Source organism: Streptomyces sp. NPDC088147 (assembly GCF_044741565.1).
Classification (GTDB): Bacteria; Actinomycetota; Actinomycetes; order Streptomycetales; family Streptomycetaceae; genus Streptomyces.
In genome coordinates this window covers 676,727-689,789 of sequence record NZ_JBIUSY010000001.1, presented here as the reverse complement: position 1 = coordinate 689,789, position 13,063 = coordinate 676,727, and the positions used below count along the sequence as shown (strand labels likewise).

6 protein-coding genes are annotated in these 13,063 nt (G+C 71.5%); 5 read left to right on the top strand and 1 reads right to left on the bottom strand.

Going from position 1 to position 13,063, the window contains the following annotated elements; translation table 11 throughout:
- Positions 1-499: 499 nt before the first annotated feature.
- From ACIOGX_RS02640 to ACIOGX_RS02620, 5 genes are all read left to right on the top strand, one after another.
- Positions 500-1,255: a thioesterase II family protein gene (locus ACIOGX_RS02640; protein WP_401909668.1), complete on the top strand. Its 756-nt coding sequence runs from the start codon at positions 500-502 to the stop codon at positions 1,253-1,255.
- Positions 1,256-1,775: 520 nt separating this feature from the next.
- Complete coding sequence (locus ACIOGX_RS02635) at positions 1,776-4,682, top strand: AAA family ATPase (protein ID WP_401909665.1); 2,907 nt, start codon at positions 1,776-1,778, stop codon at positions 4,680-4,682.
- Between the two features lie 102 nt (positions 4,683-4,784).
- The gene (locus ACIOGX_RS02630; protein ID WP_401909662.1) at positions 4,785-7,550 is read left to right on the top strand and encodes a LuxR C-terminal-related transcriptional regulator; all 2,766 of its coding nucleotides are present in this window, start codon (positions 4,785-4,787) and stop codon (positions 7,548-7,550) included.
- Positions 7,540-10,377 carry an ATP-binding protein gene (locus ACIOGX_RS02625; RefSeq protein ID WP_401909659.1) on the top strand — a complete coding sequence of 946 codons (2,838 nt, stop codon included), beginning with the start codon at positions 7,540-7,542 and terminating at the stop codon, positions 10,375-10,377. Before ACIOGX_RS02630 ends, ACIOGX_RS02625 begins: the two co-directional genes overlap by 11 nt.
- Positions 10,378-10,876: 499 nt before the next feature.
- On the top strand, positions 10,877-11,458 hold the full coding sequence (locus ACIOGX_RS02620) for a LuxR C-terminal-related transcriptional regulator (protein ID WP_356509917.1): 582 nt from the start codon (positions 10,877-10,879) through the stop codon (positions 11,456-11,458).
- A gap of 791 nt (positions 11,459-12,249) precedes the next feature.
- Here the strand turns inward: ACIOGX_RS02620 and ACIOGX_RS02615 are convergent.
- Complete coding sequence (locus ACIOGX_RS02615; RefSeq protein WP_383969802.1) at positions 12,250-13,026, bottom strand: hypothetical protein; 777 nt, start codon at positions 13,024-13,026, stop codon at positions 12,250-12,252.
- Between the last annotated feature and the right edge of the window lie 37 nt (positions 13,027-13,063).

The following is a 13,063-nucleotide window of genomic DNA, read 5'->3' as shown; positions in this document are numbered from 1 at the left end:
ACCGCGGGGGCTCCGGGAAGCGGCACGGTCCGCCTCCCGGAGCCCCGGACAGTCAGAGCCCCGGACAGTCAGAGCCCCGGACGGTCAGAGCCCCGGACGGTCGGAGCCCTGAGGGGTCGGAGCCCCAGTCGGTCGGAGCCCCGGGCTCCGGGCACCAGGTTCCGGGAGGCGTTTCCTTCACTCCCGAGCGGGTTCCGTCACCGATGTCCCTACAGAGACCAGGGAGAGACTAGGGAATTTCCCACTGTCCGTCCTAGTGGAATGGGGAGGTCGGTCACCGGGCCGGCACGTGGCGGTCGATGAGAGTGCGAGTGGGACGACGCGAGTCGTCCGCCCACTCTGTTGGGTAGGAGTGCCGCATGGAACGTTCGGTTGCTTCGGCGCGATCACGGCGCGCGCGGTGTGCCACGTCCCGTCATATTCCACTGTCATTGGCCCGGAGGCCCGGATCGCTGCGCGGTCCGGATCGCCCGGCCCACGCCGAGGAGGATGCAACACGATGACGACGTCCACCGAGGAGAGCCTCTGGGCACGGTGCTTTCACCCCGCACCGGCCGGCTCGGAACAACTCTTCTGTTTCCCCCACGCGGGTGGCTCGGCGTCCTTCTACTTCCCGGTCTCCGCCCAACTGTCGTCCGTGGCCGAGGTGTTCTCGGTGCAGTACCCCGGCCGCCAGGACCGGCGCAAGGAGACCAGCTCCGGCGATCTCGGGGTCATGGCCGATCAGATCTACGAGGCGCTGCGCAAGCGGCTCCGGGCCCGGCCGACCACGTTCTTCGGGCACAGCATGGGCGCGACGATCGCTTTCGAGGTCGCGCGGCGGTTCGAGGCCGACGGCGGTGAACTGTCCCATCTGTTCGCCTCCGGCAGGCGCGCCCCGTCGCGCCACCGGGCCGAGAATGTGCACGAGCGCGACGACGACGGCATCGTCGCCGAGCTGAAACTGCTGTCCGGTACGAATACGGCGCTGCTCGGCGACGAGGAGATCCTGCGGATGATCCTCCCGGCGATCCGCAGTGACTATCGGGCCATTGAGACCTACCGCTGCGATCCAGCGACGAGGGTCCGGGTCCCGATCTCCGCGCTGACCGGCGACAACGATCCGAAGACGACGCTGGACGAGGCCGAGGACTGGCGTGGCCACACCACGGGAGCCTTTGACCTGAAGGTCTACCCCGGCGGGCACTTCTTCCTCAGTTCACAGGCGCCGGCGGTGATCGCGCTCCTGCGGAAACATCTCTCCGCCCAGGCGTAGTCCGCCGATCCGGCTGAGCCGACCGAGCCCCCTGAGCGGCCGAAATCAGTGAGCGAGCGGTCAACGCCTCTCGGTTGATCAACACCTTCGGGTGGTGTGTGCTCCCTGATGTGCCTCTAGCGCCCGTGATGGCACGGTTGTGCCTGTTGCTCTGGAAGAATGTCTTCTCGTGCGGTCATCCGGATCATCCGGTCATCCGGTTATCCGGACATCCGGGTCTTCGGAGTCGGCGCTGCCCGGACGACGGGCGGCTCGCCGGGCGGGCGTGTCACCAACTCCCGCACGGCGCAATGGCGTCCAGCGGACAGAAGTGCTTGATCCAGTTTGCGCTGGGTAGTTCCCAGGTGCCGAAACGGGCCTCGTGGGTTTCGTGGGTTGCGGGATCTTGTGATCATGTAACCGCGCGCCGCCGATCGTGGAACGTTCAGTTGTTTTTGCGAGATGTGCGAGTTGCGCGGGATGAGCGGGATGCCTCGAGGAGTCATCGCGTCTGTTGTGTCCCCCGAGAGGCGAGGAGACCATGATGCTGGAACAGGCCGACCTCTCCGGTTTGTCCAGCACACTGGTCGGCCGCGCCCGTGAGCTGCGGGTGCTGCGCCGCCACGCCGACGCCGCGCGCGCCGGACGTGCGGGCCTGGTGATGCTGTCGGGCCCCGCGGGCATAGGGAAGACCAGTCTTCTGCGGACGTTCCTCAGGAGCGACGCGTGCCGCAACATGGCGGTGCTGTACGGCTCGTGCGGCGAAGTCGCCGCGGGCGCGGGATACGGCGGCGTACGGGAGCTGTTCGGCTCCCTGGGGCTCAGCGGAGAGGACGCCGGCAACTCCCCGCTGCTGCGCGGCCTCGCCCGTCGCGCGCTGCCCGCTCTCACGGCGGGACCGTTCGAGCAGGAGACATCGGGCGAGTCCGCCGCCTATCCGGTGTTGCACGGGCTGTACTGGCTCGCGGCGAATCTCATGGTGGACCGCCCGCTCGTGCTCGTCCTGGACGATGTGCACTGGTGCGACGAACGCTCCCTGGGCTGGGTGGACTTCCTGCTGCGGCGCGCGGACGATCTGCCGCTGCTGGTGGTGCTCGCCCACCGGAGCGAGGCCGAGCCGGTCGCGCACTCCGCGCTGGCCGACATCGCCGCGCAGCGCCGGCCCGCGCTGATGCGGCTGGCGCCGCTCACGCACGCGGCCGTCGGGGAGATGGCCCGGCAGGTCTTCCAGGCGCCCGTCGAACCGTCCTTCGCCGAGCGCGCCGCCGCCGTCTCCGGCGGCAACCCCCTCACCCTCAGCCGGCTCCTGGGCGAACTGCGCGCCGAGGGCGTGCAGCCCGACGAGAAGGGCGTACGGAGAGTCGCCGAGGTGGGCGGCCAGGTGATCGCGTCCTCCGTGAGCGCGCTGCTCGACAATCAGCCGCTCTGGGTGCGTGAGGTGGCCAGGGCGATCGCGGTCCTCGGCGAGGAGAGCACCGATCTGGTCGGCATGCTCGCCGATGTGCCGCCCGCGCTCGTCGCCGAAGGCGTTGTGTCCCTGCGGCGCGCCGAGGTGCTGGCGGCGGACCGCGCGGACCTCGTGCACGAGGTGGTGCGCGCGGCCGTCCTGGAACCCCTCGGCGTCGAAGCGCTGGCCGGGCTCCGCACCAGAGCCGCCCTGCTGCTGAGTGACGCGGGCAGGCCCGCCGAGGAAGTCGCGGGCCGGCTCATGCTGTTGCCCGCCCTGACGCAGCCCTGGATGCCCGCGGTGCTCCGTGACGCGGCCGTCCAGGCCGAGGGGCGTGGTGCTCCCGAGGCCGCGGTGCGGTATCTGCACCGTGTGCTGGAGGTGGAGCCGGACAGTGTGCCGGTACGTGTCCAGATGGCCACGTCCCTCGCGGAGATCAATCCGGCGGAGGCCATCCGGCTGCTGGAGGAAGCGCTGCCGCTGGCCGGCGACCCACGCGCCAGGGCGATGGTCGCCGTGCGGTACGGAATGGTCTGCCTGGCCGTTCAGCGGGCGCCGGCGGGCGTACGGGTCCTCGAAGAGGTCCTCGCGGAGCTGGAGGCCGAGTTGGGACCCGGCCCGGATCCCGCCGACCGTGAACTGCGCACGCTCGTCGAGTCGGTCCTGCTGATCGCCGGGGCGGACGAGAAGTCGACGGTCCCCGCGACCCTGGAGCGGGCGGCGCTGCTGACCGCGCCCCCCGGTGATACGCCCGCCCAGCGCCAGATGCTCGGGATGATGACCGTACTGACCGCGATGGACGGCCGGTCGGCGGAGCGTACGGTCGAGCAGGCCCGCCGCGCGCTGAGTTCGCCCGGGACGGAGCTGGAGAGCTGGCCACTGCTCGCCTCGTCCTTCGCGCTCAGCCTCGCCGACGAGGCCGAGGAGGCGCTGGACGCGCTCGACCGCACGCTCCAGCACAGCCAGGACAACGCCGCCGTCCGGACCTTCGTGCTCGCGCTGTCCACCCGCGCGCTGGTGCTGCACGGCGCGGGCGCGTTCCCCGACGCGCTGGCCGACGCCCAGACGTCCATCGAGATCATCGGCGAGGAGAGATGGGGCGACGGCGCCGCGCTGCCGCAGATCGCGCTCGCGACGATGCTGGTCGAACGGGGCGAGCCCGAACGGGCCGAGGAGGTGCTCCGCGGTATCACACGGGCCGGCCTGGACCGGTTCGTCCTCGAATACCACTGGTGGCTGATGGCGCGCGCCCGCGCCCGATGGGCGGTCGGCGACCGGGAGGCGGCCCTCGGCCTCTACCGCGCGTGCGGCAGGTCGCTGGAGGAGTCCCGGTTCAGCAATCCGGCGTTTCTGCCGTGGTGGTCCGAGGCGTCCTGTCTGCTCGCGGTCATGAACCGCGGCGACGAGGCCCGGGGCATGAGCGAGTACGGCAGCGAGCTGGCCCGGCGATGGGGCACCCCCCGCGCCCTCGGGCTCGCCGCGCTCGCCCGCGGCGTGATCGCCCCTGGCGGCACGGGCATCGAAACGCTCACCGAATCGGTCCTCACCCTGGCCGGCTCGCCCGCCAGGGCGGAGCACGCCAAGGCGGAAGTGATTCTCGGCCGCGCCCTGCTGAAGACCGGCGACCAGCGCGGCGCCCGTGAGCATCTGCGCACCGCCACCGACCTCGCCCAGCGCTGCGGAGCCCTCGCGCTCGCCGGGGTGGCCCGCAGGCTGCTGGTCACCGCCGGCGGCCGGATGCGGAAGATGAGCGCCTCACCGCTCGACATGCTGACGGGAATGGAACGCAGGGTGGCCGGCCTCGCCGCGGCGGGCGCCAGCAACCGCTCGATCGCGGAGACCCTGTTCGTCACGGTACGCACCATCGAAACACATCTGACCAGCGTGTACCGGAAACTGGGCGTGAGCGGGCGTACCGAACTGGGCGCCGTTCTGCGCACGCCCGACATCCCCGATGGACAACCACCGGGCTGGGTATCCGAATCACGCTGGCGACGCTGAAGCGAACGAGGCGAGGCGGTGCGTGTGACTGGCCGGAACAACAATTGTCTGAGCACGCGGTCCCAGGAGTGGACGCATGGATCCGACACCCCTAGAGACGCGATGGACCTGCTCGAACGAGGCCGCGAGCAGGCGGCGCTGACCTCCCTGCTCACCGCGCTGGGCGGAAGACGCGCGGGCATCGTGACCCTGACCGGGAGACCGGGCCACGCGCAGAACGCCCTGCTGAGATGGGCCGCCCGGCGCGCCCGGGACGGCGGGCTGTCCGTGCTGCACGCCCAGGCGGCCCCCGCCGAACGTGACGTGCGCTACGGCGTGATCGCCCAGCTCATGACCTCGCCGACGGGCCAGGCCGAGTGCGGCCCGGCCGGCGGCTCGCTGCGGGAACTGATGGAGCACCGGCATCCCGATCCGCTGCCCGGACTCGACGCGACCCTTCATTCCGCACAGGAGATGCCTACCCTCGTGGCGATCGAGGACACGCAATGGCTCGATCCCGCCTCCCTGCGCTGGCTCCACGCGCTGGTCCGGCGGCTGACGCCGGACACACCGGTCGCCGTGCTGGCGAGCGGCAGCGGCGTGTCGGCCAAGGGCCGGGACTGGCTCGGCCTGCTGCCCACCTCCCCGGTGCCCGCCAAACAGCTCGTGCTGCGCGGTCTGACCGAGAACGCTGTCGCCACCGTGGTGGAGACGGTCTGCGGCACCCCCGGCGACCAGCGGTTCACCGCGACGGTCGCGGCGGCCACCGAGGGCAACCCCGCCGTACTGCGCGATGTGCTGGGCCAGTTCACCGACCAGGGCCATGAACCGGTCGCCGCCCGGCTGCCCGAGCTGCGTACGATCACCGCCGCTGTCGTCGGCGACCACGCGACGCGCGCACTGCACGGACTGCCCGCCGAGGCCGTCGCGCTGCTGCGGGCGCTGGCCGTCTGCGGCGAACTGCTCAGCTTCCCCCTCGTCCGCGCGCTGGCCGGGCTGAGGCCCGTACGAGGCCAGGAACTGCACGTGATGCTGGAGGCGGCCGGACTCACCGTCTCGGGGGGAACGAAGACACAGGTACGCCACCCCACGGTGAAGGCCCGCGTGCTGGAGGACATGGCCACCGGCGAACGGGCCCAGCTGTACTCCCGGGCCGCCGAACTGGCCCACCGGGCCTGGGCGAACGACGAGGACGTCGCCCAGATCCTGCTCCGTACGCCGCCGCTGGGAGCCCCCTGGGTGGTCAGCACGCTGCGCGACAGCTTCGCCGCCGCCCTGAGGACGGAGGACCACGGCCGCGCCGCCGCGTATCTCTCCCGCGCGCTGCGCGAACCGCTCGAACCGCGCGAGCGCGCCCGGCTCACCCTGGAACTGGCCGCCGCCGAAGCGATGTCGGCGCCCCTGGCGGGGGACCGAAGGCTCGGTGAACTCGTCAGGGCCGGCAGCGGCGCCCCCGAAGGACTCCGGGCCCGCGCCGTCGACCTCGGACTCGCCCGCGGCGACAGCGACTGGGCGCGCAGGGCCGCGGCCGAGGCGCTCTGCGACGTCCGGCCCGGCGAACGCGACAGCCTGATCGCGCTGTTCTGGCTCGCCGACGAGTCCCGGGACGACACCGAACCGATGGTCCCCGAGGTGCCCGCCCTGCCCGAGCGGCCCTCGTCCCCCGCGCAGAGCGGTGCACGCGCCTGGCGGCTCGCCGTGCGCGGCGAGGACCTGGAGACGACCAGGAAGCTGGCCCGCGCCGCTCTCACGGGCGACGGCTCCGGCACCCCGCTGGTACTTCCCCGGCTCGCCGCCTGCCGGGCCCTGATCCTGACCGATGACCACGAAGAGGCCCGCGCCGAGCTGGACGCGCTCCTCACCGCCGCACGGCACGGCCACAACAGGGCGGCCACCGCACGGGTCCTGACGCTGCGCGCCGAACTGTCCCTGCGCGCGGGCAGGTTCGACGCCGTGGAACGGGACGTCGAGACCGCGGAGCGGGCCCTGCCCATGTCGAGCAGGCATCCGCTCATCGCCCCGAGCCTGACGGCCCTGCGCATCGTGACGGCCGTGGAAGCCGGTCGCCAGGGGTACGCGCGGTCGCTCGCCGCCGCGCCCACCAGGCCCGGGGCGGAGGAGAGCGTGGCGTGGTCCGCCCTCCTCTTCGCCAGAGCGCGCGTGGCCGCCGTCGACGGGCGCTGGACGGAAGCGATGGAGCTGGCGAAGGAGAGCGGCAGACGGCTGCTGCGCCGCCAGTGGAGCAATCCGGCGCTGCTGTACTGGCGCCCGCAGGCGGCCGCGGCCTGCTACGCACTCGGCGACCGCGAGGAGGCGGAGCGGCTGAGCCAGGAGGAACTGAGGCTCTCCCGCCGGTGGGGCTCCGCGAGCGCGGTCGGCCTCGCCGAGCTGTGGACCGCCCGGATGCCCGGCGCCGACGGCAGGCCCGTGGTCCGCGCCCGCGAGGCCGTCCGCGTGCTGCGCGACTCACCCGCCCGGCTGTCCTACGCGTGGGCGCTGGTCCGGCTGGCCTCCTGCGAGCTGGAGGACGGCGACAGCCGGGCCGCCGCGCTCTCCCTCTCCCAGCTCTCCACGTTCACCACGGCCTGTCCGCAGGGCCGGCTGGCGACGGCCGTGCGCGGGCTCACCGAACGGCTGGAGAGGCCGGCCGGTCCTGTGCCCCCCGCCCTGCCCCGGGAGTGGACCACGCTCTCGGAGGCCGAACAGCGCACCGCGACCTTCGCCGGACGCGGCCACGGCAACCGCGAGATCGCGGAACTGCTCTCCGTGAGCAGACGCACCGTCGAGCTGCGACTGAGCAACACGTACCGAAAGCTGCGTATTACCGGGCGCGAGGAACTGTGCGTACTGGTAAGGAACATGGGAGAACGGCCGAGCGATGCTTCTTGAGCGGGAGACGGAACTGGCACGGGTGGGGGCCGCGTTGGACGCCGCCGAGGGGGGCACCTCGTCGATGATCCTGTTGTCAGGGCCCCTCGGCATCGGAAGAACGGCCCTGCTGCGGCAGCTCCCCGGTGTCGTCTCCGGCACCGACGTACGGGTCCTGCGCGCGAACGCCGCCCCGATGGAACGGGACTTCGCGTTCGGCGTGGTCCGGCAGCTGCTCGACAGTCTGCTCGCCAGTGCCTCGTGGGCGGACCGCGAGCGCTGGGCACGCGAACCCGACCAGGCCGCCGGCCTGATGCTCGGCGCCGACGACCTTCCGTCCGGCTGCCCGCTCGCCGAAGACACGCCGAGGGGGAACACACCCGGCGGCGCGGGTACCGGAGGACCGGCCGGCGCCGCGTCCGAGGCGACCCTGCACGGCCCGCGCTCGCTCCTCGCCGACATCAGCGAACACGCCAGGCTGCTCATCCTCGTGGACGACCTCCAGTGGGTGGACATCCCCTCGCTGCGCTGGCTCGCCTATCTCACCAAACGGCTGCGGGGCCTGCGGGCCGTACTCGTCTGCACACTCCGGGACGGGGACCAGGGAGCCGGACACGCCCTGGTGCGCGAGATCGCCGCCGCCGCGACCCAGATACTGCGCCCCGCCCCGCTGTCGCGCGACGCCACCCGGGACGTGATCCACGAACGGTCCGGCGTGCCCGGACACGAGGAGTACGTACGCGCCTGTCATGAAGTGACCGGCGGCAACCCGCTGTTCCTGATGTCCGTACTGCTGGGCATGGAGGCACGGGGCCACGCGCCGACCACCGACCACACCGACCGGGTACGCGCCCTGCGGCCGGCGGGGCTGCGGGAGCGGCTGGCGAGCTATCTGAGGACCCGGCCACGGGCGGTACGTGACACGGCCGCGGCGATCGCCGCCTTCGGCGGTCACGGAGATCCCGCGCTCATCACGGAACTCGCCGGACTGGACGAGACCGGCTTCGGCGCCGCCCGGCGCGCGCTCCGCGAGGCGGGGCTGCTGGCCGACGCGCGCGAACCGCGCTTCATCCACCGTGTCGTCCAGGACGCCGTCGAATCCGCGATGTCCGTGGCCGAACGCGAACGCTGGCACGCCGCCGCCGCGGACCTGATGTACCGCAGCGGCCGTCCCGCCGAGCAGGTCGCCGCCCATCTCATGGCCGTCACCACCTTCGGCCGCCCCTGGTCGGTGATGGTGCTGCGCGCCGCGGCCGACACCGCGCTGCGCCGGGGCGCTCCGGAGACCGCCGCCCGCTATCTGCGCCGCGCGCTGCTCGGCCACCGCCGCCAGGACGAGAGCCGGGCCAGACTGCTGGTCGATCTGGCCACCGCGGAGCGGGGGTTCGACCCGGAGGCGTGCCGGCGCCATATCGTCCAGGCGATGCCCCTGCTGACCACGGTCAGGGACCGGACCGCCGCCGCGCTGCGTACCCCGCCGCCGCTGCTCGACGCCGTACCCTCCTCCACCGCCACGCTCCTGCGCGGTGTCCGTGACGAACTCGGGCCGGCCGCGGAACTCGACGAGCCGGCCCGGGAGATGGCGCTGCGGCTCGAAGCCCGGCTCAGGCACTACGGGCACGAGAACCCCGGAGAGCTGGCCTCGGCCGTGGAACGCCTGCGCGAGCTGGGGGAGGAGCCCCCGCTCGACTCCGCGGCCGAACGCGAGCTGATGGCCGTGCTCCTCTTCTCCGGCGCCCTCACCGGCCGGCTGTCCGCGGCCGAGGCGGCGCGCACGGGCGCCCGCATCCTGGAACGCGAACCGGCGGCCTCGGCGGGCGTGCACACCACACTGCCGCTGGTCGTCGTCACCCTCTTCGCCGCCGAGTCGGTACAGGACGTGGGCTCGTGGCTGTCGACCGAACAGCAGACCCGGTGGCAGAACGCGACGGGCGCCGACGGCGTACTCCTCCTCGCGGAACGGGCGTTCGTCCTCGTCTCGCAGGGCAGGCCCACCCAGGCACGCGAGTATGCCGAGCGCGCCCTGGGGTCGGCCGGTGCGGACTGGCGCGAGGTCTCCCTCGTCATCCTGTCCGCCGTCGCGCTCGAACTGCGCGACCCGGCGCTCAGCGAGCGGATCCTCGCCAGGGCCCGGCGGCGCCGGACGGCGGGGCTGGCCCTGACGGCCTCACTCCAGATTCTGCAGGCGTCGGTGGACGCCCAGCGGGGACTGCGGCCCAGAGCACTGGAGACTCTGCTCGCCTGCGGCCGTCAACTGGACGCCTCCCACTGGCGCAACTCGGCGCTTTTTCCCTGGCGTCCGCATGCCATCGGCCTCTACCAGCGGCTCGGCGACCCCCGTTCCGCGCAGCGGCTCGCCGAGGAGGAACTCACCTGGGCCACGGCATGGGGAGCCCCCGCCGCGCTCGGCCGCGCCCTGCGGCTGAAGGGCTGGCTCCACGGCGCGCAGGGCGTCCCGCTGCTGCGCGAAGCGGTCACCGTACTGCGCGGCTCATCCTTCGAACTGGAACTCGCCAGGACACTCGTGTTGCTGGGCCGGCAGCTGGGCAGCGGCACCGAGGCGGAGGCGGCGCTACGGGAGGCGGGCACCCTCGCGGCGGCCTGCGGTGCTCCATGGCTGGTCGAGCGGGCCGAACACGGCCTCGGTACGGCCGCCGCGCCGAAGACCGCCGTCCTCACCCGCAGCGAGCGCAGGGTGATCACTCTCGTCGGCCGCGGGCTCACCAACCAGGAAATCGCGGATGAACTCGGCGTGAGTTCGCGCGCCGTCGAGAAACATCTTACGAATTCCTATCGGAAGCTTGGCATCTCGGGCCGGCATGAGCTGGCGGATGCTCTTCCCGCGTAGCCGCCGAGGCGTAACTGTTAACGGCATGCTACGCGGAGCTGTGACCTGTGCGGCCCCTGGGCGGCCTGGTTCGGTCCCTCTTGCCACGCGTACCCTCAAGGGAACCTCAAACAGGGCTGAATTGCACGGATGCCTCGCCAATCCGTCCCGCCCGGCATGCCGGGTTTTTCCCACCGTCGACATCGTCATTGCGGACCGAACCTTCCGGGGGTGGGACCACAGCTTTAGCCATGTGAGCAGGGCTCTTGTTGACGGGCAACCGCAAAACTACCTACTCTCAATTCAGTAAATGGATAACCCCGCCAATGAGGTCAGGGGAGGCCGGCTGCCGGTGTTATCCCACCCGCATAATGATGTTGAGTATTCCCAATGAATCGGGGGAACTCGAAAGGATGGCGGTCTCGTGGCGATTGCTGCACTCGCAGATTCGGCGCAGGTCACAACGAGCGATCACAAACCAGACCAGAACGGGCACGCCCAGCAGTTCGACCAGCCGGGGCTGTGCATGGCCTCACTCGACCCGGCTCTGACCATCCAGCAGGCGAACGAGGAGTTCTTCCGCCGGTTCGGCGACTCCTCGGCAGGCGTCTGTGGCCGTAGCTTCCGGGATCTGGTGCATCCCAGCGTCCAGCAGCCGCTGATGCGCCAGTTCTCCCGCCTGGTGGAGGGCAAGCGCCAGCGGTTCGCCTCGCACGTGGTGGCCGTGGGACCCGAGGACTCCGCGTTCGCGGGGACGCTGACGGCCGCGGCCGTCAGCGGGGAAACCCCCGACGTGGCCGCGATCCTGGTGCTCATGCGCTCCACGGAGGGGGCTGAGGACGCGGGCGTACTGACCCATCAGAAGAAGATCCTCACAGAGATCGACGCGCGCATTCTCGAGGGCATAGCCGCGGGTCTGTCCACGATCCCGCTGGCCTCCCGGCTCTATCTGAGCCGGCAGGGCGTCGAGTACCACGTCACAGGGCTGCTCCGGAAGCTCAGGGTGCCCAACCGGGCCGCTCTGGTCTCCCGGGCCTACTCGATGGGGGTGCTGAACGTCGGCACCTGGCCGCCGAAGGTCGTCGAGGACTTCATCAAGTGACGACGGAGCCGGAGCCGGCCGCCAACGGCTCGGTCCGCCGCGGTTGATACCGCCTGTACCGCGCGAATCCGCCGAACCGCGCATTCACTCCGGAACCGCAGGTTCTCCCCGGACCGCACATCCACCCGCAGAACCGTGACGCCTTGATCGGCGCCACGGTCCTGCGGGTTTCCGCGTTCTTGTCCGAGTTCCCTCACCGATCCACTCCGTCGGCTATTTCTCCCGGTATCCGTCACGGGTCCGGCCGGCCGGGCGACCGTGATAACTCACTCACGCGTCCGCTTGTGCCGTCTCCGTTGTCTGTTTGCCGAACTCGACAGCACGGGACAGTGGATTTCACATGTTTGTGCTATTTCGCATGACGTGCGAGAAACGTTTCACTTCAGCTGCCCGCAACTGCTCCGAGCCGTGGAGAGTGTGCGACCCACAGTAATTGTGCTGCGCGGCACATTTCGAAGCCCGATGTTCGAATGGAATGGTTACCGTGTGGTTTTGGCCACCGCCGCTTGTGGTTTTGCTGACCGATTCGACCGGCGATTCGGGGCGGGACGGGGGCGGGGCGACGGCGGGCGGGATACCGTCCGCCGGTATCGGCGTCCGAGAAGTGCCAGATGCATAGTCATGCGTCCCGTGAAGCCGCCGTCCGCCTTTCCCCTCACGCCCCGTTCTCAATCTCCCGGCAGCAATCGAATCCGGACCGGCCGTGGCTCAGCCACGGCCGGTCCGGAAGAGACCTCCATACGAGGGCGGACACAGGCGGTGTGGGGGGCGGTGGTCGATCAGACGGACGCTCAGCCGGCGGACGCCTGATAGAGGCCGCGGCCGGCGCGGTGGGCCCGCGAGGTGCCGACGAGCCGGTCGAGCGTGCTGCGTACCGCGTTGATGCTGCCGGGGGTGCTGTCGCGCCCCAGCTCCTTCGCCACATCGCGGGCACGGACGGGAGTGCCGTCGGATGCCGCCAGCACCGCGAGGATCTGCTCGGTCAGTCCGCTCGCCGACTCCTCCGCCGTGGCGGGGGCGGCGGCCGTCTTCTTCGCCGCACGGGTCTTCGTGGCCGCGGCGGGCGCGGACTTCTTGGCCGGGCGGCTCTTCCGCTCCTTGGGAGCCGACGACTTCGCCGCGGAACCCCCGCCGGAGGTACGCGCCGACGCCGGGGCCGACGCCGACGCGGTCGCGGCCTTACGGGACTTGGCCGCCTTGGCCGGCGCGGGCTTCTCCTTGGCGGGGGCTTCCTTGGCGGGAGTCTCCGCGACGGGAGCCTCTTCGGCGGGAGCGTCCACCGCGGGAGTCTCCTTGGCGGGAGTCTCCACGACGGGAGCCGGGGAGGCGACCGTCTCCGCGGCCGACGGCTCCGCGGCCCGCTGCTCCGGCACGGTCTCCTGTGCCTGGCGGGCGGGGGCGAGCGCCTGGAGGGCGCTCAGGGCCGTACGCACCGACTCCAGGCGCTCGGTGACGCCGGCGAGTTCCTGTTCCAGCGACTGCTGCTGTGTTTCCAGCTGGGGCAGTTCACCGCGCAGAAGCTCCGTCGTGGTTTCGATGCTGTCCGGTGTGCCGGATGGTGATGTCATGGTGTAGCCCTCTCGTTCCGTGTCACCGTTGTCGTTG